General features: G+C 52.9%; 26 protein-coding genes, 2 tRNA genes and 1 pseudogene. 3 read left to right on the top strand and 26 right to left on the bottom strand.

Annotated features, from left to right (window positions below):
* The first annotated feature begins 97 nt into the window (after window positions 1-97).
* Complete coding sequence (locus CO251_RS01375) at window positions 98-1,063, top strand: MBL fold metallo-hydrolase (protein WP_103374023.1); 966 nt, start codon at window positions 98-100, stop codon at window positions 1,061-1,063.
* 10 nt (window positions 1,064-1,073) lie between these two features.
* On the opposite strand, the gene CO251_RS01370 is transcribed toward CO251_RS01375, so the two are convergent.
* The 4 genes from CO251_RS01370 to CO251_RS01355 form a co-directional block, all read right to left on the bottom strand.
* Window positions 1,074-2,186 (bottom strand): glycerate kinase, encoded by a 1,113-nt coding sequence (locus CO251_RS01370; protein ID WP_158246120.1) that lies wholly within the window; start codon window positions 2,184-2,186, stop codon window positions 1,074-1,076.
* Between the two features lie 31 nt (window positions 2,187-2,217).
* Window positions 2,218-2,293, bottom strand: a tRNA-Thr gene (locus tag CO251_RS01365).
* A 45-nt stretch (window positions 2,294-2,338) separates the two neighbouring features.
* Window positions 2,339-3,058 carry a L,D-transpeptidase family protein gene (locus tag CO251_RS01360; protein ID WP_242968176.1) on the bottom strand — a complete coding sequence of 240 codons (720 nt, stop codon included), beginning with the start codon at window positions 3,056-3,058 and terminating at the stop codon, window positions 2,339-2,341.
* The gene (locus CO251_RS01355; RefSeq protein ID WP_103374021.1) at window positions 3,055-3,450 is read right to left on the bottom strand and encodes a hypothetical protein; all 396 of its coding nucleotides are present in this window, start codon (window positions 3,448-3,450) and stop codon (window positions 3,055-3,057) included. Before CO251_RS01355 ends, CO251_RS01360 begins: the two co-directional genes overlap by 4 nt.
* A gap of 112 nt (window positions 3,451-3,562) precedes the next feature.
* On the opposite strand from CO251_RS01355, the gene CO251_RS01350 reads away from it, so the two are divergent.
* Window positions 3,563-3,994 carry a hypothetical protein gene (locus tag CO251_RS01350; RefSeq protein ID WP_103374020.1) on the top strand — a complete coding sequence of 144 codons (432 nt, stop codon included), beginning with the start codon at window positions 3,563-3,565 and terminating at the stop codon, window positions 3,992-3,994.
* Here the strand turns inward: CO251_RS01350 and CO251_RS01345 are convergent.
* The 18 genes and pseudogenes from CO251_RS01345 to CO251_RS01265 all read right to left on the bottom strand — a co-directional run bounded on the left by CO251_RS01345 (window position 3,991) and on the right by CO251_RS01265 (window position 16,725).
* Window positions 3,991-4,629: a class II aldolase/adducin family protein gene (locus CO251_RS01345; RefSeq protein ID WP_103374019.1), complete on the bottom strand. Its 639-nt coding sequence runs from the start codon at window positions 4,627-4,629 to the stop codon at window positions 3,991-3,993. The two genes, CO251_RS01350 and CO251_RS01345, sit on opposite strands and share 4 nt — an antisense overlap.
* A 112-nt stretch (window positions 4,630-4,741) precedes the next feature.
* A tRNA-Gly gene (locus CO251_RS01340) sits at window positions 4,742-4,817 on the bottom strand.
* A gap of 48 nt (window positions 4,818-4,865) precedes the next feature.
* Window positions 4,866-5,797, bottom strand: a pseudogene (locus CO251_RS01335) (adenylosuccinate synthase); the annotation flags it as partial.
* A 1-nt stretch (window position 5,798) separates the two neighbouring features.
* The coding region (locus CO251_RS17690) for an adenylosuccinate synthetase (protein ID WP_242968174.1) at window positions 5,799-6,132 on the bottom strand (334 nt) is incomplete at its 3' end.
* Window positions 6,133-6,184: 52 nt separating this feature from the next.
* Window positions 6,185-7,513, bottom strand: coding sequence for a replicative DNA helicase (gene dnaB, locus CO251_RS01330; RefSeq protein ID WP_103374018.1), 1,329 nt, complete (start codon window positions 7,511-7,513; stop codon window positions 6,185-6,187).
* Window positions 7,510-9,393 carry a Lon family ATP-dependent protease gene (lonC, locus tag CO251_RS01325; protein WP_103374017.1) on the bottom strand — a complete coding sequence of 628 codons (1,884 nt, stop codon included), beginning with the start codon at window positions 9,391-9,393 and terminating at the stop codon, window positions 7,510-7,512. Before lonC ends, dnaB begins: the two co-directional genes overlap by 4 nt.
* Before the next feature lie 22 nt (window positions 9,394-9,415).
* Complete coding sequence (rplI, locus tag CO251_RS01320; protein ID WP_103374016.1) at window positions 9,416-9,856, bottom strand: 50S ribosomal protein L9; 441 nt, start codon at window positions 9,854-9,856, stop codon at window positions 9,416-9,418.
* Entirely contained in the window at window positions 9,856-10,824 is a 969-nt protein-coding gene (locus CO251_RS01315) for a hypothetical protein (protein WP_103374015.1), read from the bottom strand. Before CO251_RS01315 ends, rplI begins: the two co-directional genes overlap by 1 nt.
* 74 nt (window positions 10,825-10,898) lie before the next feature.
* Complete coding sequence (gene rpsR, locus CO251_RS01310) at window positions 10,899-11,129, bottom strand: 30S ribosomal protein S18 (RefSeq protein WP_103374014.1); 231 nt, start codon at window positions 11,127-11,129, stop codon at window positions 10,899-10,901.
* A gap of 26 nt (window positions 11,130-11,155) precedes the next feature.
* Window positions 11,156-11,554, bottom strand: coding sequence for a single-stranded DNA-binding protein (locus tag CO251_RS01305; RefSeq protein WP_103374013.1), 399 nt, complete (start codon window positions 11,552-11,554; stop codon window positions 11,156-11,158).
* A 15-nt stretch (window positions 11,555-11,569) separates the two neighbouring features.
* The gene (gene rpsF / locus CO251_RS01300) at window positions 11,570-11,866 is read right to left on the bottom strand and encodes a 30S ribosomal protein S6 (protein ID WP_242968194.1); all 297 of its coding nucleotides are present in this window, start codon (window positions 11,864-11,866) and stop codon (window positions 11,570-11,572) included.
* A 209-nt stretch (window positions 11,867-12,075) separates the two neighbouring features.
* Window positions 12,076-13,119 (bottom strand): D-alanine--D-alanine ligase, encoded by a 1,044-nt coding sequence (locus tag CO251_RS01295; RefSeq protein ID WP_103374011.1) that lies wholly within the window; start codon window positions 13,117-13,119, stop codon window positions 12,076-12,078.
* A 60-nt stretch (window positions 13,120-13,179) separates the two neighbouring features.
* A complete protein-coding gene (locus tag CO251_RS01290) occupies window positions 13,180-13,386 on the bottom strand; it encodes a DUF951 domain-containing protein (RefSeq protein WP_103374010.1) in 207 nt (68 codons plus the stop codon).
* Window positions 13,361-14,167, bottom strand: coding sequence for a mechanosensitive ion channel family protein (locus CO251_RS01285; protein ID WP_103374009.1), 807 nt, complete (start codon window positions 14,165-14,167; stop codon window positions 13,361-13,363). The genes CO251_RS01290 and CO251_RS01285 overlap by 26 nt, the downstream gene beginning before the upstream one ends.
* Window positions 14,167-14,733, bottom strand: coding sequence for a CvpA family protein (locus CO251_RS01280; RefSeq protein ID WP_158246119.1), 567 nt, complete (start codon window positions 14,731-14,733; stop codon window positions 14,167-14,169). Before CO251_RS01280 ends, CO251_RS01285 begins: the two co-directional genes overlap by 1 nt.
* 31 nt (window positions 14,734-14,764) lie before the next feature.
* The gene (locus CO251_RS01275; RefSeq protein WP_103374007.1) at window positions 14,765-15,136 is read right to left on the bottom strand and encodes a hypothetical protein; all 372 of its coding nucleotides are present in this window, start codon (window positions 15,134-15,136) and stop codon (window positions 14,765-14,767) included.
* Entirely contained in the window at window positions 15,137-15,742 is a 606-nt protein-coding gene (locus tag CO251_RS01270; RefSeq protein WP_242968172.1) for a tetratricopeptide repeat protein, read from the bottom strand.
* 5 nt (window positions 15,743-15,747) lie between these two features.
* Window positions 15,748-16,725 (bottom strand): transporter, encoded by a 978-nt coding sequence (locus CO251_RS01265; RefSeq protein WP_103374005.1) that lies wholly within the window; start codon window positions 16,723-16,725, stop codon window positions 15,748-15,750.
* Window positions 16,726-16,800: 75 nt separating this feature from the next.
* Here CO251_RS01265 and yyaC point away from each other — a divergent pair, with 75 nt between their 5' ends.
* A complete protein-coding gene (yyaC, locus tag CO251_RS01260; RefSeq protein WP_103374077.1) occupies window positions 16,801-17,361 on the top strand; it encodes a spore protease YyaC in 561 nt (186 codons plus the stop codon).
* Between the two features lie 32 nt (window positions 17,362-17,393).
* Here the strand turns inward: yyaC and CO251_RS01255 are convergent, their stop codons facing one another.
* The 4 genes from CO251_RS01255 to CO251_RS01240 form a co-directional block, all read right to left on the bottom strand.
* Window positions 17,394-17,924 carry a DUF4446 family protein gene (locus CO251_RS01255; RefSeq protein ID WP_158246118.1) on the bottom strand — a complete coding sequence of 177 codons (531 nt, stop codon included), beginning with the start codon at window positions 17,922-17,924 and terminating at the stop codon, window positions 17,394-17,396.
* A gap of 16 nt (window positions 17,925-17,940) precedes the next feature.
* A complete protein-coding gene (locus CO251_RS01250) occupies window positions 17,941-18,642 on the bottom strand; it encodes a DUF554 domain-containing protein (protein WP_103374003.1) in 702 nt (233 codons plus the stop codon).
* A 120-nt stretch (window positions 18,643-18,762) separates the two neighbouring features.
* Window positions 18,763-19,647, bottom strand: a complete 885-nt coding sequence (locus tag CO251_RS01245; protein WP_103374002.1) for a ParB/RepB/Spo0J family partition protein — start codon at window positions 19,645-19,647, stop codon at window positions 18,763-18,765.
* Window positions 19,640-20,401, bottom strand: a complete 762-nt coding sequence (locus CO251_RS01240) for a ParA family protein (RefSeq protein WP_103374001.1) — start codon at window positions 20,399-20,401, stop codon at window positions 19,640-19,642. The genes CO251_RS01245 and CO251_RS01240 overlap by 8 nt, the downstream gene beginning before the upstream one ends.
* Window positions 20,402-20,531 lie beyond the last annotated feature (130 nt).

Genomic DNA, 20,531 nt, shown 5'->3' with positions numbered 1-20,531 from the left:
TGACAGGTCCCACCGCCTTAGTACAAGGAGTCAATTACTTGCCAAGATCAACATTTTCATATAGGGTGTTACTAATGTTTGTGAAGGAGATGATGGCATGGGTAGCACCCTCCCCCCTATGATTACGGAACCACAAGAAGGCATTTTTCGCGTGGCGATTCCGGTCCCATTGCCCTTACGGTTCGTCTACAGTTATGTCATCACCTTGCCCCAAGGAGTGTTGGTGGTAGATCTGGGCATGGACACTCCCGAAGCGCGTGATGTGTGGCAGCGTGCGTCCGAAACCCTGGGACTAAGACCCGGCCGGGTCTGGGGTATTGTCATCACTCACTTTCACCCCGACCATATCGGCTTGTCAAGCTTTGCCCAAGCCTTATGGGAGTGCCCGGTCATGATGTTAGAGGAAGAAAAAGACACCGCCTATCAGGTGTTTACCGAGCATTTGTCGTTTTCCTCTTTCTTTACGCAGCATGGATTGCCCGCCACAGATGTTCACGTCCTGGAGGAGGAACGCACTTGGGCCCAGGCCGTCAAACTGCCGCCGGTTATTCAAGGCCTACAAGCCAATACCTATCTTGGCGACTTGCAGGTGATAGAACAAAAGGGGCACACCGATCATCAGTTGGTTTTATATTGGCCCAGTCGCGAGTTGCTGTTTACGGGCGATCAAGTCCTTGACCGCATCACGCCCAACATTAGCTTCTGGCCTGACGCGGATCCCGATCCCCTAGCGTCCTATTTGACCTCGCTTAAAACCTTACAAACCCTACCCGTTAAGCTGGCCTTACCCGCCCACGAAGCCCTCATTGTTGCCTTGTCAGACCGGATTGATGAAATTGTCGCGCATCACCATGAGCGAGCTCAGCAGGTGCTAACCCGCATTAGCCAACCCCACACCGCTTACGAAGTTGCGCAGTCTCTGTTTCGCCGACCGCTCACACCCTCGCAATGGCGTTTTGCCTTGACCGAGACACTGGCCCATTTGGAATATTTGCGCCTGCGCGGCCAAGTCACATGCATCACCACGGATGCCGTGACGCGCTACGTGCGTCTTACACCCTAACAGCGTGCGGTCACATGTGATTAGGGAGGGCGCGCATCCACATAGCCACACGAAAAGCCGCCTGTTCGAGCAGATGAATACGACTGCGCTCTGTCTCTTTGGCACTACGCGGCTTATCTGTTAAGGGGTAAATACCGCTTAGGCCTATGTCGTAAAATTGTTCATAGTGTTGGCCTACGCGCTCCGTAATCGCAATTAGGGGGATCTTTGTTCCCCTCAAACGCCGGGCCAATGCAGGAGCGAGACTAAAAGGTTGCGTTGCTTCGAGTGTGGGCTGTGCCGTCAGTACCCAATCGACACCGCGCCAGAAGGATTCCATCTGCAAAATATCTAAGAGATATTCCGTGGCCGAATACGCCTGTGCGCCCAGTCCCATTAGCGCCATACCCAGCCCGCCTCCTTCACCGCTGCCTTCTAGGGAAGACAACGCTCGTCCCCAAAACTGTTCTAGCTGCTGGGAAACGTGCTGCATATGGTTCTCAAGGCTTGTCAATTGAAAGGGCGCGATGCCTTTGGATAACCCCTGCTGCCAGGTCGTGCCGGTATTGCCGGTCATGTGCCACCCATGGGGATAGAGTACGATCATCGGAATGTCGGGAACGGTGGCGATCCCGCCCACATGATCCAGCAGTTCCACGGCGCGCACTCCGTTCACAAGCGGCCGACCGTGGACATCGTAACCATGGACACCAAAGAAGTCTAAAAGGCCTAAACCGCCATCATGGGTCATCACATCGCCGAGTGCAATCACGAGACGGGAAGGCTTCCAGCGTGCGATTTCCGCAATCAATTGGCCTAATCCCCACGAGCTAGCTCGGCTCACATCGGTGACTTCGTTGCCTCCTAAGATCTCAGCGGCATCCACCCAAGCCGTACCGTCCGGAAACATAGCCCAGCGGGCATCGACCGGACGACCCATGGCATTCACCGTGTGGCTGCGGCGCACACGCCCAAAAAGTGCGCGAACCACGGTATCCATCGTACCGCGTCCGCCTTCAGGTACTGGTCGTAATATTACGTGGGAAATATCAGGACAGCGTTTAACGCCGCGTTCCAAAGCGTCTGCGACGGCTTGTGATCCAACATTGGGAAGAAATCGTGTAGGGGCAATCAATATGTCCATTTTCATTTGCTCCATGCTGCGCAAAATACAATGGAGCTAACGGAGGGATTCGAACCCACGACCTACGGTTTACGAAACCGTTGCTCTACCGACTGAGCTACGTTAGCAGTTCCATTGGCTACTATACACCGTTTCGCTCTAAATTTCAACTATCAACTCGGTCGTACCAGGTAGCCTGGCTTAGCCCCTGTTTGATGCGTATACTCTAATAATTTCGCCGTCGTCTCAAGCGTGGCAACCCCTGTGACCGGTAAATGCACCATCGTCTGAAAGGTTTCCACACTTTTTTTCACCTCTGGCGTGTAGACGCCGCCCAAGGGTCCAGAATAGACCCGCGCAAGGCGCAAGAGCCGTTGCAATTCTACTACATCTTGCCCAATTTGTCCGGGATTTATGGGACGCCGGATTTTCACATAGGGAGTAATGCCCTCAACAGTCACAGGGGTGCCAATTGACACTAAGGCGTACACTTGTTCGACATCGTGATTGTACATCCGAAAACAGCCGTGAGACGCCACCGTGCCCACCGACCACGGCTTATTTGTGCCATGAATGCCATAAATACCCCAAGGTGCCGAGAAGCGAATCCAGCGCGTGCCAAACCCATCCCCCCAAATAGCTTTTTGGGTCACCACAAATTCTCCCCGGGGACTCGGTGTTTCCGGTTTGCCTACGGCGACGGGATACGTATGGAAGAGCTTATGATTTCTGTATAGATAAAGTTTATGCTGCACCACATTAATGACAATACGCGTGGGGACGGTTGCCTGTACCGTGCGCATACTCCATACCAATGTACTGTATCCCGCCACTAACGCGGCCCCGACGGCGACAAGAATCCACGCCCATTTCCGGCCCACTCGCTGCATCATGGGGCCTGCACCTCCCACGCCGACCACAGGGTAAAGGCCAGCCACAAAGCGGCCATGACCTTAGCCGTGGGGAAATCCAGCAACGCCCACATACTCCTTGGACCCAGCCAATCTGTGAAAGTGCCAGCGGGAACGACAGCAATCACGAAAGCGGGCAGCCCATGCACCGCCAACCGAAACCGGTCGGCGCGCACGGTCAATCCATGGCGAAAATATCTCAAGAATCGCGTGACATCGGCTAAGCCCAAGACGATGATGGGCCACAGAACCATTTGCCACGACATCCATTCAGGACGTTCATCGAGGGGTAAGTCTCGAAATCCCCATGTCAGAACGACCAATCCGACAATCATGAGCACTGACGAAAGTGTCACGGTGACTTTTCTCAGCATGGCGATCCTCCTCACCACACTGTATGTCCGCCCTAGCTTGTTCATGCCAGGCATACGCCCACCACTTTGGCATACACTAAGGTGTCTGAATTCGTTCGAGGGAGGCCAATCCATGCGGCCGCTTAGCATTCTGACTCTGATAGGGGGCCTGATGCTCTCCTTACCTACGGTATTTTGGGCGCTGGGCATTGATCCGGCTCTCGTGTGGATTCTTCATGTATTTGCCGCATTACTGGTGATGCGCTTGTTGTACGTTATAGCTCGCCATCCTGGCGCCTTGGCCTCCGATGCGATATGGGTGGGAGGGTTTGCCGGCGCCACGGGATCTGTCGTGACCCAATTGCTGTTACACATCAGTTGGTCGGCATCCTTGCCCGCCGCCTTTCAAATGTATGGCGTGTTGGGCGCGCAAATGTACCGCTGGGATATGCTCTCGCCATGGTGGCCTTACGCGATGATTGCATGGAGTGCGTTGGTCTATAGTGCTTTGGGAGGCGCTATGGCGTTTGGCGCACGGCTGCGCCATCGCCTGCCGTTTGCTTAAACTGAAGGAGTTTGGCCATAATGGAGAAATTGTTCGCGCACCGCGGCTATTTCCTCGCGTGACAGAACCTGGGGATGTCCTAATTGCCGCGCCCGGTAATACAGTTTCGCTAGCCACTCCCCGTCGCGGGCTATGTGATAGGCATCGGCCAACGTTCCCGCGACGGCCAAAAGCCCATGATTTTGCAACAAAATGACGTGGTGATCCGCACCCAAAGCAGCTACCGCATTTTGTGCCAGCTCGTAGGTGCCATAAGTCGCATAATCGGCGCACACAATCTCATATTCCCAAGGAGCCAGCTGATAATGGACAGGCAACACAGGTTCTTTACAGGCGGCAAACACAGCCGCATATTCGGAATGGGTATGGACGATGGCCTGGACGTCTGCACGCGCCTGATATACGGCCCGGTGTAGCGGCAATTCTGAGGAGGGGCGCGCACTGCCTGCGATCTGCTGACCGGTGTCCACGTGAATGCCAACCAAGTCTTGGACCGTGACCTCGTCAAAAGGCACACCTGAAGGGGTAATCCATAGCAGATCGCCTTCACGAACACTGAGATTTCCTGAGGTCCCGAACGCCAAATGGTCCGTAATCATATTGTGGGAAAACGTGACAAGGTCAGTATGAGACACAACAGCATCCCCTTTTAAGAAACGGTATCGCCATCATACCGAGAGGAATGGGACGATGTCAATGCGCGCAAAACAAAAAATCGCCGACATTAAGTCGAGCGAAAATAACAAATGGAGCGGAAGACGGGTCTCGAACCCGCGACCTTCGGCTTGGGAAGCCGACGTTCTACCAACTGAACTACTTCCGCATCACTTGTTAGGATACCACGGCTCAACTTAAAACGCAACTGCCGAATTTAGAACAACTCGCGCAGGGTAATGGTGCTCGCGCGTTCGCGTCCTACCGACACTAGCACCAATGGCACCCCCACCAACTCGGTAATCCGGTCCAAAAAAGCACGCGCTTCCCTAGGCAGGTCCTCTAAGCGGCGGGCTTGACTGATTTTGCCCTTCCATCCCGGAAATGTTTCATATTCGGGCTCGACCTCGGCCAAAACTTCAACACTATCGGGTAATTCATGAATTAATTCACCATGATAGCGGTAGCCGACCCCGATTTTTACCTCGGGCATATCATCTAAGACGTCTAAACGGGTCACGGCCAGCCCTGTCAAGCCATTAACACGGACAGCATGACGCAGCACCACCGCATCGAGCCATCCAATACGCCGAGGCCGCCCCGTGGTTGTACCATATTCATGGCCGCGTTCACGCAAGTCAGCACCCACATTGTCATGCAATTCGGTGGGAAATGGCCCATCGCCAACCCGGCTCGTATACGCCTTAACCACCCCATAGACTTGATCAATGCGGGTGGGACCGACACCTGCACCAATACAAGCCCCGCCTGCAATAGGATGGGACGACGTCACAAACGGATAGGTCCCGTGGTCGATGTCTAACATGGTGCCTTGCGCGCTTTCAAAGAGCACCCGTTCATGATTATCAATGGCGTCATTAATGACCACCGACGTGTTGGCCACATAAGGCTTCATGCGCTCTCCGTAAGACAGATACAGTTGCAACAACTCATCATAGTCGAAGGGCTCAACGTCGTAGGCCTTGGATAATATGCGATTCTTTTCATCCAAGATTCGCTTTAACCGGGTCGCAAATTGTGCAGGATATAGAAGGTCAACGACGCGCAAACCGGTGCGTGCCGCCTTGTCCATATATGCCGGTCCAATGCCCCGCAATGTTGTCCCCAGTTTATTCACACCCAGCCGATNGGCGGGTGTGATATGGCATAATCAGATGCGCTTCGGACGAGATCCGCAGGCGATCGGTGGGTATGCCCCGCCGATGCAAGTAGTCAATCTCTTCAAAAAGCACACGCGGGTCGACGACAACTCCATTGGCGATGACGCACAAGGTATCAGGATATAAAATGCCTGAGGGAATCAAATGTAGGCGGTATTCTTCGTCCTCCACCACCACGGTGTGTCCTGCATTGTTACCGCCTTGGTGGCGTACCACCACATCTGCTTGCTGTGCGAGGAAGTCTATGACTTTGCCTTTCCCTTCGTCACCCCATTGAGTGCCTACCACGACTACTGTTGACATCTCTCTCGTCCCTTCTATGCTGAAATCGTTCATAACGTCAGCCATTGATGGATTATGGTTCTACAGAGGTCGTGTTAAAGAACTTGCCAATGTCCTTTTTAAACAGCAAATTCACGGTACCCGTAGGACCGTTGCGCTGCTTGGCCACGATTAACTCCGTAATATCCGGTGTTGCTGAGTCTTTCGTATAATAATCATCGCGGTATAAAAAGGCGACAATATCCGCGTCCTGTTCGATGGCCCCTGATTCGCGCAGGTCTGATAACATCGGTCTTTTATCGGTGCGGCTTTCCACCGCCCGTGACAACTGCGACAACGCCATAACAGGAACATCGAGTTCGCGAGCCAGCGCCTTGAGTGACCGCGAGATATCGGAAATTTCTTGTTGGCGGTTCTCTGACCGACGCCCTGACATCAGCTGCATATAATCAATGATAATCAGCCCAATATTATGCTGCACTTTCATTTGCCGCGCTTTAGCTCGCAGTTCCAAAGCGGTGATGCCTGGGGTATCGTCGATAAATATGGGCGCTTCCCCTAGCCGGCCTAACGCGCGGCTCACAATAGCCCACATATTGTCATCCATTTCCCCAGTCCGCAGTCTTTGCGCTGGAAGTTCGGATTCTGCGCTCAACAGTCGCAAGGCCAGCTGTTCTCGGGACATTTCTAAGCTAAAAAAGGCAACCGGGGTGTGATCATGCAGCGCCACATAACGCGCCAAATTCAAGCAAAGCATGGTTTTGCCCATGGAGGGGCGGGCAGCAACAATAATCAAATCTGAACGCTGCAAGCCGGCCGTCATCCGGTCCAAATCGTGAAAGCCCGTCGGCAGTCCGACCAACTTGCCTTTGTTCGCGTAAAGGACCTCAAGCCGCGTAAAGGTCTCCAACAGCACTTGGTGCAAACTCACGTAATCACGTTGTCCTGTTTGAGCTAAAGAAAACAGCTCTTTCTGGGCCCGGTCCAGCAAATCCTGGGCTGGCATTTCATTTTGGTACGCGTCAGTCACCAGTTTGGTTGAAACAGAAATAATGCGCCTCGTCATGGCCGACTCTTTCACAATGCGGGCGTAGTATTCCACGTGCGCTGCCGTCGGCACCGACGAGGCCAGTTCCATTAAATAGGCCAGTCCACCGGTGGCCTCCAATTGCCCTTGCTGGCGCAACTCATCGCCTAGCACCACGACATCCAATGGCTTGGCTTGGTTAAACAAACTCATGGCCGCTTCGAAAATCGCACGGTGGGGCTCATGATAGAAATCTTCGGGCTGCAAGATTTCTATCGCTTTAGACGCTGCATCAGGATGGATCAGCATGGCTCCTAGTACAGACACTTCCGCATCAATACTATGCGGAGGAGTCCTGACGGCTTCTATACTCACACTAGCACCTCAGTTAACACATCTTCCACGGTTTTGACCAAAATAATGCGCATATCCCGAATACCAGGCGGAACATCGCCGGCGTTGTCCTCAGGCACCAACACCGTGGTCAGGCCAATTTGTCGTGCCCCAAAAATCTTCTCCGGAATACCACCCACAGGCTTAACCCTTCCCGTCAAGGAGAGTTCCCCTGTCATCGCCACGGTCGATCGGATCGGCCGTTGGGTAAGCGCACTATACACAGCCGCAAAGATTGCGACACCCGCCGAGGGCCCATCAATATTGCCACCCCCGACCACATTGACATGAACATCATATTGGGTAAGGTCCCGCCCCGTCAATTGTCGTAAAACCGTCGCCGCATTAAACACAGAGTCTTTTGCCATGGACCCTGCGGTATCATTAAAGCGCCAACGCCCTTCTCCCTCTTTCAGTGTTGGGAACACGGTGGCTTCAATTTCCAAGACCATCCCTTGGTATCCCGCAACTGCGAGACCGAGTGACCGACCTATCATCGGCTCTTTGATTACAGGTGGCTTTACCGGGATGAGCCGCGAACGGCTGATCACATCCTTCATGACCTCAGGCGTAATGACGTCAGGCCGCTTGTTCATCCGCAAGTACGCGACAGAAAACGCATCCGCCACCAATCCCACCGCCTTGCGCCCTTCAAGCGTATACTGGCCCACCAAGTCTACCGCCCCGTCGTCGATGCGCACTTGCAGCTTTTCGGCCGCTTGCATGACAATGCGAGCAATGTCTTTAGGCGTCAGCGGTTCAAAATAGATTTCCGCGCAGCGCGAACGCAGGGCAGGCGAAATATCCTCAGGACTTCTGGTCGTCGCACCAATAAGAATGAAATCGGCAGGAGCGCCTTCGGCAAACAGCTTGTGCACATACTTAGGCACGTTCGGATCCAACGGATCGTAATATGGCGAGTCAAAGTAGACGCGTTTGTCTTCTAAGACTTTTAACAACTTATTTTGCAAAATCGGATCCATTTCTCCGATTTCGTCGATGAATAACACGCCCCCATGACTGTCTGTAACCAGACCCGTTTTGGGTTCGGGAATGCCGCTTTCGGCCAAATCCCGGCGCGCGCCTTGATATATAGGGTCGTGTACAGACCCCAAGAGGGGATTGGTAATTTCACGCGGGTCCCAACGCAGGGTCGTCCCGTCCGCCTCCACAAACGGAGCCTCTTCACTAAAAGGACTTTGAGGCAGCTTGCGGGCTACAGCCAAAACCAGCCGGGCGACCGTCGTTTTGCCCACCCCCGGCGGTCCATAGAGAAGGACATGCTGCGGATAAGGCGAAGCGAGTTTAGCCAAAAGGCTGTCAATCGCATCCTCTTGACCTATGACCTCATCAAGGCGACTCGGGCGCATGACCTCAAGGGCTGATTGGGTGAGGCCCCCTTCATCCAACTTGACTAAGGCTGCAAATTTCTTCAGGGTTTCTGGAGATTCCGGACCCACATCCTCTTTCAGAATTTGATTACGAATGTCGCGGACGTAGTCTTCATGCTTCTCCTGCATTTTTTCCGCAATCCGCTTCTCGAGGTCATCCTCCAAGGTCCGTCGCGCTAAAATGTCCGCCAATTCATCTTCCAAATCGTTAAGCAAGGGACCTATTTCTTTACGGGTGGGCACTTCGTTTAATGACGGATCTTCCCGGACCAGCTTGGCGAGGGCTAGGGCCCGCAATCCAATGTCATCCGATCGCAGATATTTGAGCGCTTGCAATTTCCCTGCGCGTAAGATGAGTCGCTCAGGTCCATAGATTTGCATAAGAATATCATGCAAAGCTGCCACCCGCCGCTCTAAGGTATTGGCGCGCTTCTTCGCTTTAGGTTCTTGGTCTTTAATATTGTCTTCCATCATCGGCCTCCTTGCGGTACCGTTATTCCGCCATGACGTGCAGTTGAAAATCCGCAACGATGTCTTGATAAAAGTGGCATCGTACGGTATACGTGCCTAAGTGACGGATCGGTTCGACCTCCAGCTTTTTTCGGTCCAGCTTGTATCCTCGGTCGTTCAAGACAGCGGCCACGTCACTGGTGGTAATGGCTCCAAAGAGCCGCCCCTGGTCGCCTGCTTTGGCCCGCATGACAAAAGTCTGACCTTTTAAAGCCTGCGCCAAACTGCGGTATTGCTCCAGCTCTTTGTTATGTTGGGCGGTCTCCCGAGCTTTTTGCTGCTTAATTTCTAATTCGCGAGCCTTGGTCGCTTCGGCTGCCAGGCCTTTGGGAATTAAATAATTGCGCGCATACCCATCCTTGACCTCAATAATATCGCCCTTTTTGCCGCTGCCCCGCACATCTTGCAAGAGAATAACACGCATTACGATGACCTCCTCAATGTCCTCACGTACTGCCTTAAATCCCATAGACTATCATAAATTCCGATTAACGTCAGAAGTCCCACTCCAACCCATGCTCCCACGGCGAGTAAGAGCAACAACGCGACACGCATCGGTTTCGGTACCCCAATGATTTGCCCCAAGCCCCACAGCACATTAACCCCCACGACCGCGTAACTCACCAATAAGATGATGATGGATTCCACTAAAGCCGCAGGCAAAAGATGGCTGGTACGGCCCCAAAACACCGCTAAGAACAACACCGTTAAAAGACCCAACACCCCTTTCGGCATGACCCATGTGCCAAAGCGAGGCACTTGGGGGAGAGGGAGCGCGGCTAAATCAGCAAAAAATGCTAGGACCAAAAAGATTGCGGTACCTTCGAGAACTTGCTCAAGAATGAACCACAAGGGCCAATAGAGCGGAACGTTTGGGATTTGGAGTGCCAACTGCCCGCTGATCGCGACAATAGGCCCCGTACTCCATTTGAGAATAACAGAAGGCCAGTGAGGATAAAATGCCATGGCTATCAGGATATCACTGCTAGCCATCGCCAACACCGTACCCACCCAGCGCCACACCGCTCTCTGATGGGTTTTATATGCCCACCCGGTGACGGCCCACACGGGGAGAGCTGTCAAAGCAAAAAACTCAGGCCCGGTTGTAGCCTTGGGGAATAAAAAGATGGCCAACGCACTGAAGATGGCGACCGCGAACGAGATAGCCCATCCTCGTCGCATGACGGCGTAACTGATGCCTAAAGGCATGGCCAATCGCACCAGAGGCTGACTGCCTGGGAAGTTGACGAGAAGGCCTGCCAAAGTCACTGCATAGGAGGTCAAAAAAAAGAACTCCAACACAAGTTCCAGACGCCTTAGAAAAACGGTAATCGTATCGAAACGTTCCGGACGCAACCACGTGTCTCCAAACGGTTCGAAGTTTTGCAGCATCCGCTTTCACCTGCCTTTATCACGAGGCCAAGGGCTCGTGAAGAAAAAGAGCACGCGCTGCGTGCTCTTTGTCGCTATTCAATGGTATATGGCAAAAGCGCCATGTTCCGCGCACGCTTGATGGCTACTGTCATCTGCCGTTGATGCTTGGCGCAATTTCCGGAAATCCGGCGGGGGAGTATTTTGCCACGTTCGGTAACGTATCGCCGCAATCGTGACGCTTCTTTATAATCGACATGCTCCACTTTATCCACACAGAATCCACAAACTTTCTTTTTAGGCCGACGCCCTCGTTCTTTTCGCATCGCTTATACCTCCTTCCTGATTCGCTTTAAAAGGGAAGGTCATCGGGAAAGGCCACATCGTCCGTCATTCCGACGTCTGCAGGACTACCGGGGACTTGGCCATCTCGAGGACGGTCCAAAAACCGCACACTATCAGCAATCACTTCAGCGACTTTGCGCTTGGTGCCATCCTGCGCTTCGTAACTGCGAATTTGTAAACGCCCTTCCACAGCGACCAAACGCCCCTTGGTCAGGTGATTGCCAACAGTTTCGCCAAGCTTTCTCCATGCCACACAATCAATAAAATCCGCTTCACGCTGGCCTTGCTGATTCGCGAAAGGCCGATCGACTGCTAAAGAAAAAGACGCCACGGGCACCCCTTGGGGAGTGTAGCGCAGTTCCGGATCACGGGTCAGCCGGCCAATAAGAATAATGCGGTTTAGCATGGAGATCCTCCCTCTCTACTCATCCAAGCGCACGACAATGGAGCGTACCACGTCGTCATGAATTTTGAGCACGCGGGTTATCTCGTTGGCAATGTCGCCAGCACCCTCAAAGGTCACTAGCATGTAAAAACCTTCGGTTAGCTTGTTAATTTCATACGCTAACTTACGGCGGCCCCATTTATCCACTTTGGTAATGGTTGCATTCTGGGCGGTAATGACCTCATTGAAACGGTCGATATCAGCCTGTGTCTGCTCTTCGCCCAAATCGGGTTTTAAAATATACATAAGCTCATACTGAGCCAAACTTTTCACCTCCTCTACGGTCACCCAGCAACTGGGGGCTCCGTTCTTCACCGGAGCAGGGTGGTGTGGGCTTTCACCCAGACAAAGGCGATTATACCAAAATAGCCAGCCTGGTGCAATGCGTGCTCAAGCGTGTCCGCTCCTCTATCATAATCGCCAGGCGTTACAGAAAACCTGTTGAATTTGTTGGCGATCTCCCCCCTTTTTTGGGGGGGCGCTTAAGACGATGCCCGAGGGTTTTGCGCAAGGTCCAGTAATTGCCGCATCAAGGTCGGAAAGGCTAATCCCGCCGCTTGAGCAGCCTTGGGTAAAAGCGAGTTGGGCGTCATTCCCGGAATGGTGTTAACCTCCAGCAGATAGGGGCCATCCGCCGTTAAAATAAAATCCGCTCGGGAAAATCCCCGGCAGCCAAGAATCTGATGCGCCCTTACCGCTAAATCTTGCACTCGGCGCGTACTGCGCACATCAATTTGAGCCGGACAAATCTCCTCGGATCCTTGATCTTGATACTTGGCATTGAAATCGAAAAACTGCCCGGCGTGGGGAACAATCTCAATGACGGGCAACGGGCGCACGCTCCCATCGGGTTCTTCGAGGACCGCGCAAGTCAGCTCACGTCCGGAGAGCCGTTTCTCAATTAACAAAGGTCTTGGGTATTCCTTAAGGTCATAAAGGGCCTCACGCAGACTATCCCGATCAGACGCCATATGAATGCCTACACTGGATCCGCCATCATTCGGTTTAACCACGAGAGGATATCCCAGACGGCTCTCAATTTGCGGCAGAAGTTGCTGTATGGCATTGGGATCAAGATAGGGAATGTAAAAATCAGGGGCAAGGGGCAGTCTGTGCCACTGGAACAACTCCTTGGCGCGGCGCTTGTTCATGGCCAGGGCCGATGCCAGAGGTCCGCTTCCTGTATACGGTAAATGCAAGGTTTCCAGCACCGCTTGCATGGTCCCATCTTCCCCAAAACTGCCATGAAGGGCAACAAACGCTACATCGGCGTCCTCCAATAAACTTAGACCCTCTAGGATGTGGCGCCTGGGAGGATTGGGGCGGATAAGGGCCGCAGGGCGCATATGGCCGTGCGGCACCGCCGTGGTCTTTTCCCATACGCCATCTTCATGAATGATGACCGCTTGGACGTCCAAGTCCTCAAAACTTTTAAGGGCCTCCATCACCATTGCGCCACTCGCCATGGACACACTGTATTCTGCGGAGGGGCCTCCCATCAGCACTACGACCCGCTTTGTTGCCACGCTGACTCCTCCTTTTTGGTAGTTGATGCGTTGCCCCTTATTGTATTCAGTGCGTAGCGCTTACGCCCCCGTATTTTTTTCCGGTGTGACCACACGCTTCACGGCGCGCTCAAAGGTTTTGCGAGGAATCATGACACGGTGGCCACATTTTTGGCATTTCAAGCCAAAATCGATTCCCGTGCGTGTGATTATCCACAGTTTATTCCCACAGGGATGCGGTTTCTTCAGTTCAACAATATCGTTAATTTGATACTGAACTGGTGTCATAATTAACAGGTCCCTTTCCCATGCCGGCGAAATGAATGTGTTCGTCATAAAACGCTTGTGCCACATATTCTCGAATATCACGGCTGGCGGCGGATTGTGTCGCAAGCGTGGCGGAGGCACTAATCGTCCACTCCACCGTGCCATTCGAAAAACCGGTAATACCCACCAAAGATGCTCCAGGCACCACATCTTGGAGGTTTTGCACCGCGTAGTCCAATGCCCGGCGGACCCGGTCGGGATTCTCATCAGCGGACACCGGAATCACGACTGATACGCCGAGCGAACCCCGGCTGTAGTTTTTAACTTCGAGAATCAGACGATTCGGGACAATGACGGTTTCCCCAGACAACCCGGTGAGACGCGTTATACGGATCCCCACTTCCTGGACGGTGCCAGACAAAGTCAGTGCGGGAAACGTGACATGGTCGCCAACGCCAAATTGGTCTTCGTACAACAAAAAGATTCCGGTAACTACGTCTTGTACCAAGCCTTGCGCACCAAAGCTAACCGCCAAGCCTAAAATCCCTGCCCCCGCAATCAGGGAGGTTGTTTGCACGTGAAAACGTCCCAATACCATGACAATGACTACAAAATCTGTCACGTAGCGGACAACAGAGGTCAATAAGCGGGCAATGGTCGTTTTACGCTGACTGGGTTTACCGGTTCGCCCGGTTTCCATATGCTTAAATACACGCGCCATAACCCGAAGGAAAATGCTGGCGACAAGAATAATGACAGCGGACTCAGCGAGGTCCCAAAGCATGTGTGGTGGCCAATGCATTACAAAAATGTCCCTCCTGGTAATTTAGCAAGATGGCCAAACCACCCACGCAGCGCCATGACCAACGCATCGTGCCGCATGTCATTGGTAATGGGACTATGCTGGAAAATGGGCAAGGCGAACATCAGGGTAATCACTAATCCCACCAAAACTCCGTGTTCAGCCAAGCCCGCGGCGGCTCCTCCTACTTTATTCAAAAATCCCGTCACTTTGAGTGTCTTAACGATGCGGGTTAAAAACTCTCCCAGCAATCGGCCGAGAAACTCGATAGCCCCGACGATAACTAAAAAGACCAACAGCGCGACCAAGGTATGAATAAGGTCGTCGGCTTGCAGGGTGTAACCAGGCACACTTGCGGCAGGCCCTGGCAAGAGCCGCCTAGCCCATGTGGTAACCGGAAGCGAGGCCATAAGCGTTTGAGTGAGGCCAGCTTGATACTGAGCGGCCACAATAATCCCCATCACATAACCGGCTAGGCTAAATAGAACCGTAATAAGGCCACGCCGTATTCCACTCACCGCGCCAACCGCGATGTAGAGAAGAATTGCGATATCCACCCAACGCATTCCGATGTCCTCCTTCAGGACCAATAGGTCCTTAGTGTCTTGGTGAAAGGCGGCGTCGGTCATGGGGCCAAAGAGCTAAGACATACGCCGCTATTAAAGCAATCAGAGCCGTATTCGCTGCGCCCCCACCTTGAGCCAATGCCAGTTTTTCTGCCAGCCACGATCCCACACCCGCAACACCTGCTATCGCCACGTCTTGTCCGATCATAGCGGTCGCGCGAGCTTTTGTGAGCAAAAAACCTAGTTGAGCAGCCGCTGAAGCCAACACGAATGCCACCAAATCCTTGACCAATAGTGGAAGCGGACCACTCCATGCGCTCCATAACGAAAGCACCACGATGGGCAACACCACCGTCACAACCATACCGAAAATCCTTAAGATCATGGGCGGTTTACGACGCATTTATAGTTTACCCCTTGTAAGCAGCCATCCGGTGACAACGATGGCTGCGAGAATCCACAGAGCCCACCGGACCCCGAAATGTGACAGTTCCATCTTGGGGCCGCTTTTAGCGGGTCCCGGCTGCAAGCGCCGTTCCGCGCGCGCTTTTTCGTCGAGCCTCCGCGCCTCAAGGCGTTGCGAGCGTTTCAGATGCGACACAGAAGCACCAATGCGTCCTTGGCGCCGATATGCTACCCCCAAGTTGCGGTGGGCAGGAGGATATTCCGGATCCGCCTGTAAGGCTAGTGCATAGTGCTGAATCGCTTCCGTAAGCTGCCCCCGTTCAAGGTATATATTTCCCAAGTTGGTCAGCGCCGGGACATGCATACGGTCTTTGGATAACGCATACAAAAAATATTTTTCCGCGTCGTCAAGTTGGCCCGTTTCCGCGTATATCACGCCGATTTTATTATAACCTTCAGGGCGCTCGGGATAGGCGTCAATAATGCGGTGGAAAATGTCCAACGCTTGCTCGCGTTCGCCACCCTCCCACGCATGCGTGCCCTGCATCAACCATGTTTGGCCTTGGCTGTCCCACGGCGGACTTTCGGTTTGATGATTACTCACAAGACTCACTCGCTCCTTGTTGGTGTAACAAATAGGGGAAGCCATAACATAACCGCCAACACCCCCATCACGGGATACAGCAAACTGACTAGTGTTTTAAAACTCAAAGGCGTAAGAATTATCGTGAACACCAGCCACCACAAACGGGAGCGGCCAAATCGTTCTCCTAGGGCAAAGGCCCCCCCAATGCCGGTTGTCATCAGAGCCAACCAAAGACTTGCTGCAAATAAAAACCCAAGACCCGGATGAATCTGGTGAGCCGCAGTCAGCATTGGCAGGTCACCAATCACAGATAGGCGCAAAAGCACCCCATGTTCCAAAAAGGCCAAAAGTCCTAGGATAGCCCCTCCGAGTCCAGCGGCCACCCCCGTCGATTTAAAAGACGTCAGACGGGATCCCAGAGCTAGGAGCACCATTAACGCTGTAAACAAATTATACGATACATAAAGCAGTGCTGACAAAGCCCATGCCCACGAATGGTCCGGCGATCCGTGAGTCAGGAGGTTGTGTGGGTAAAGCCAGGCAACAGCTACCGTCATCATGATTAAATACGGCACAATAAATGAGTTAGCGATAGTGACTGCATTCCCACCACGACTCGCAACAGCGATAATCACTAGGAGCGTCAAAGCTTTTCCAAGGATAGAAGGCAGACTAAAAAAGGCGAGCGCAGCGCCCCCACCGGAAACCACCACAACAACCCCCACCACCAAAAAGGCCGTGGTCAAGCCTTCTGCAATATAGGCGGCCCACGGTGGATACACGGAGGCAAGCAATGTTCCAAAGTCATGGACGCCGGCTCGTCCTCGTTCTAATGCGAGCCATCCCACGAGCGCAAAGCCAAGAGCTGCCACAGCAATGCCCCATCCGCCCCATAAGCCAAAGCGTGAAAAGAACTGCCAAATTTCTTGGCCACTTGCAAAACCCGCCCCTATTACGGTTCCCACATAAGCCATCGCCACTGCAATCGATGAGGATTTCATGGATTTCCCCCTTTTCAGTACATCTATGATGGGAGTTGGATAAAATAGTCATAACAGATATGGGGGGAACAAGTGTTGGCAGAATTAGGGGTCAACCGCAACGGCGGTTATGCAGATAAAAGGGTCCAATACGACGCACCAGGGGCAGTGTCGGAATTAAGCGCGGCGATGAAATGGCTATGGCGCAAGGAGGGTGTGCCGGAGGTCGTCGTTTGTATTGGCACCGACCGCTCGACCGGTGATGCCTTAGGCCCCCTTGTCGGCAGTAATTTAATCGGCGCTCGTATTCATCCGATTCGGGTGCTCGGGACGCTCGATGATCCCGTGCACGCGGCCAATCTCACAGAGATGATTCGCGCCTATCCTGCCATCCTCAGCAGTCGGGTGTTAGCTGTCGACGCCTCATTAGGTAAATTGAGCGATGTCGGGAGCATCACCGCGAGTTTTGGTCCCTTGCGTCCAGGAGCGGGAGTGAACAAACAGCTACCGCCCTTGGGACGGTATCATTTGACGGGAACGGTCAACGTCGGTGGCTTTATGGAATTTTTTGTGCTGCAGAACACCCGCTTAAATCTTGTGATGAAAATGGCCTCGTGCATATCCGAGGCCTTTGTGCATAGTTTAGGGTTAGGCTAAATGCGTTTTTCATGTCCCTGGTGCAGACCCTGTTATGAGGATCGCGAGGCGTTGACGCGGGACCTACCCTCGCCCGTGTCTAAGCGCGTAGACATCGCCAGCTCGATTGCACGCGTTTCCTCCTGACTCAGGGCATAGCGGCTCGTACGGTCTTTGATTGGTTTGGCATAGAGGCGCACTTCATTGCGCGCCCAAAGGCTCGTCAATGTAATACCATCCCCGCTGTCGTTGAGCAAGGCCAAGGAGAAAGACAGGTCAGCACCGGTATCTTCAAACGGATTGAAACGCACCAAGCCGAATTTATTGAGGGTTTGAGCAGTTTTTGCCTCTAATAGTTCGATCCGGGCATCAAAGCTACCTGCCATGGTCCTGGCGGACTCGGCCGCCTCGTGCGTCTTGGCCATGGTTTCTTCGAGACTCGAGCCACCCCCTCGCATTAAGCGGGTGATTCGTTTACGAAGACGAGCCGCAGAGATTAAAGCCCACAAAGCGATGACGACCGCTAACGCGGCAATGCCAGCACTGCCTACCGCGACCCAAGATAAGGGCAAACCGGATAGCATTCGACAAATCCCCCAATCACAAGAATTCGAGCCCATGGCTCTTTAGCCACAACAGAAGAACCGGAAATAATAACGCCGGCAGCAAGTTGCCAATCTTGATCACGCCGTTGTCTAGAATAAAATTCAGCCCAATCGCCGCAATCATGAGGCCACCCACCACCGTGACATCTGTCAGGAGAACCCCTTTCAAAACGGTCGACAAGTCTCCTGCCAACAACGATAAAGCCCCTTCGTAAAGCGCAGTGACCACGCCAGCAGCCATGACACCCCACCCAGCGACCGAAGTCAAAATAATCGCCGTCGTACCGTCTAGCACCGCTTTAGTGGCAAGAATGGTGAACTTGCCTGTCAAGCCATCTTGCAAGGCACCTAAAATCGCCATCGCTCCGATATTGAAAATTAATGTCCCGGCGACAAAGCCTTTGGCGAATCCCGATTGTCCCACGCGCGATTCAGCCCAAGCACCAAAGTGTTCTAATCGGCGGTCTAGCTGCAAAGCCGAGCCCAACCATGCCCCTAAAATAATCGACAGGAGCGTGTTAATAGGATCCGGTAATGGCCACGCCATTTTTAATCCAATTAACACGACAAAGAGACCAATTACTTTAAGCGCTTGTCCACGAAAATCTTCGGCGAGATGTTTCCCCCACAAGAGCCCGATTAAGGACCCAACCACGATGCCGACTCCATTGATTAACGCACCCAATACATGTGACATTGTTCCTTGAGGAACACTCCTTCCACGCACAGAATGTTCCTTGAGGAACACTCCATGAGTTTCCTCTGCTGACAATTCTGTTCCTTTGTGCTATCCAACAACAATGTTCCTCGAGGAACACTACACCACGAACGGTCCCGTGTCCGCATCCGATTCGCGTTCCAAAATCTCTAAAATCCGTTCCAGCTCTTCAACGCTCCGGTACGGAATCTCGATTCTTCCATTTTGCAAATCGCCTCGCACCCGGACTTTTGTGCCAAATCGCCTGCTCAACTGTTCTTGCGTCGCGGCTAAGTGCACATCAAGTGTTGGTTTCTCAACAGACTTGACTTTGTCGCGTTGAGCCTGTAATTCCAGCTCCTTAACCGTCCAGCCTTCTTGAACACAGCGGCGAGCAAGATCGACGCGCCTTGAGGAATCAACCGAAAGCAAGAACTTGGCATGCGCGACACTTAAGGATTCATCAGCGACTCTCTCTTGGATCTCATGCTCCAGATTCAATAACCGTAAATAGTTAGCAATGTGCGATCGGGATTTGCCCACTCTTTCGCCCAAGGCTTCTTGCGTCCACCCCAACTCCTGTGTCAGTTTAAAATACGCCCACGATTCCTCCATCGGATTAAGATCGCGACGTTGTAGATTCTCCACTAGCGCAATTTCCATGGCATCTGGATCAGACAAGGGACGAATCAAGGCAGGCACTTCACTCAATCCCGCTAATTTTGCAGCCCGATAACGCCTTTCCCCAGCAACCAGCTGATATCCTTCTTGCCACGGCCGCACCACGATGGGCTGAATTATCCCGTGCGTCCGGATCGATTGCGCGAGCTCTTGAAGTTCCTCGCTTCCAAAATGCTTTCGAGGCTGAAAAGGACTGGAACTAACCTGGTTTAGCGGCACCGCGGAAACCGCTTGTCCGTCGCGGGGCTCTTCCCTTACCGCATCATCTGCGCTACCAGGAATTAAAGACGACAAACCCCGACCTAATCCCCGTGCCTTAGCCATGGGCCATCACCTCCTCCGCTAGCGCGCGGTACCCTTCTGCTCCGCGCGATTTCGGGTCATATCGCATAATCGGCAACCCATGGCTTGGCGCTTCGCTTAGACGCACCGTCCGCGGGATGACGGATTGATACACTTGAGACGTAAAATGATTACGTACTTCATCCGCCACTTGCGTAGCAAGATTGGTCCGCCCATCAAACATTGTGAGCAAAATGCCTTCTAAAGCCAGCGTAGGATTGAGATGAGATTTAACCAGCTCAATGGTTGATAACAATTGTGATAGTCCTTCTAATGCAAAAAACTCACATTGAATCGGAATCATCACGCGATCCGCTGCACACAAGGCATTCACCGTTAATAAACCCAAAGAGGGTGGACAATCAATGAAAATATAATCGTAGCGTTCCTTGACGATCATCAATGCGGCTTTAAGCCGCATTTCCCGGTGATCTGCCTTCGATAAATCCACCTCGGCCCCTGCGAGATCCATCGTGGCTGGCACTAAATGCAAGCCCACTACATCAGTGGGGACCAAGGCTTCCATTAACGGCTGTCCCTCTAACAACACATCATAAATGGACGCATCGACCGTGTGTTTTTCAATCCCCAAACCTGTCGTCGTATTTCCTTGGGGATCAATATCTACCGCAAGAACGCGCTTGCCCGAATCAGCCAGATAGGCGGCAAGATTAATCACCGTCGTTGTCTTGCCGACCCCACCCTTCTGATTGGCCACCGCGATGATTCGGCCCATAAAATGGTGCCTCCTGTTGCATTGAATTCAATAACGGCTTGGCCACAAGGAGACCACCGGCCGTAAAGCCTACATCACCCATTACACGCCTTACTCCGCATTATAAACGATCTCGGCACCGGGCAGCATG

This window comes from Sulfobacillus sp. hq2, from assembly GCF_002903155.1.
Classification (GTDB): domain Bacteria; phylum Bacillota; class Sulfobacillia; order Sulfobacillales; family Sulfobacillaceae; genus Sulfobacillus; species Sulfobacillus thermotolerans.
Note: the sequence above shows the minus strand (reverse complement) of the source record. Positions and strands in the feature narration are given on the sequence as shown.

Excerpts from the sequence above, each read along its gene's own strand:
- CO251_RS01305 (WP_103374013.1), bottom strand. The coding sequence starts at position 11,554 with ATGCTAAACCGCATTATTCTTATTGGCCGGCTGACCCGTGATCCGGAA.
- CO251_RS01280 (WP_158246119.1), bottom strand. The coding sequence starts at position 14,733 with ATGCGTTGGGTGGATATCGCAATTCTTCTCTACATCGCGGTTGGCGCG.
- CO251_RS01290 (WP_103374010.1), bottom strand. The coding sequence starts at position 13,386 with ATGACACCAGTTCAGTATCAAATTAACGATATTGTTGAACTGAAGAAA.
- lonC (WP_103374017.1), bottom strand. The coding sequence starts at position 9,393 with ATGGAAGACAATATTAAAGACCAAGAACCTAAAGCGAAGAAGCGCGCC.
- CO251_RS01240 (WP_103374001.1), bottom strand. The coding sequence starts at position 20,401 with ATGGGCCGAATCATCGCGGTGGCCAATCAGAAGGGTGGGGTCGGCAAG.
- CO251_RS01315 (WP_103374015.1), bottom strand. The coding sequence starts at position 10,824 with ATGCTGCAAAACTTCGAACCGTTTGGAGACACGTGGTTGCGTCCGGAA.
- CO251_RS01255 (WP_158246118.1), bottom strand. The coding sequence starts at position 17,924 with ATGCTATCCGGTTTGCCCTTATCTTGGGTCGCGGTAGGCAGTGCTGGC.
- CO251_RS01275 (WP_103374007.1), bottom strand. The coding sequence starts at position 15,136 with ATGCGTCGTAAACCGCCCATGATCTTAAGGATTTTCGGTATGGTTGTG.
- rplI (WP_103374016.1), bottom strand. The coding sequence starts at position 9,856 with ATGCGTGTTATTCTCTTGCAAGATGTGCGGGGCAGCGGCAAAAAGGGC.
- CO251_RS01350 (WP_103374020.1), top strand. The coding sequence starts at position 3,563 with ATGCGGCCGCTTAGCATTCTGACTCTGATAGGGGGCCTGATGCTCTCC.
- CO251_RS01285 (WP_103374009.1), bottom strand. The coding sequence starts at position 14,167 with ATGCATTGGCCACCACACATGCTTTGGGACCTCGCTGAGTCCGCTGTC.
- CO251_RS01370 (WP_158246120.1), bottom strand. The coding sequence starts at position 2,186 with ATGGACATATTGATTGCCCCTACACGATTTCTTCCCAATGTTGGATCA.
- CO251_RS01245 (WP_103374002.1), bottom strand. The coding sequence starts at position 19,647 with ATGGCTAAGGCACGGGGATTAGGTCGGGGTTTGTCGTCTTTAATTCCT.
- CO251_RS01355 (WP_103374021.1), bottom strand. The coding sequence starts at position 3,450 with ATGCTGAGAAAAGTCACCGTGACACTTTCGTCAGTGCTCATGATTGTC.
- CO251_RS01265 (WP_103374005.1), bottom strand. The coding sequence starts at position 16,725 with ATGAAATCCTCATCGATTGCAGTGGCGATGGCTTATGTGGGAACCGTA.
- CO251_RS01360 (WP_242968176.1), bottom strand. The coding sequence starts at position 3,058 with ATGATGCAGCGAGTGGGCCGGAAATGGGCGTGGATTCTTGTCGCCGTC.
- CO251_RS01250 (WP_103374003.1), bottom strand. The coding sequence starts at position 18,642 with ATGTCACATGTATTGGGTGCGTTAATCAATGGAGTCGGCATCGTGGTT.
- CO251_RS01375 (WP_103374023.1), top strand. The coding sequence starts at position 98 with ATGGGTAGCACCCTCCCCCCTATGATTACGGAACCACAAGAAGGCATT.
- rpsR (WP_103374014.1), bottom strand. The coding sequence starts at position 11,129 with ATGCGAAAAGAACGAGGGCGTCGGCCTAAAAAGAAAGTTTGTGGATTC.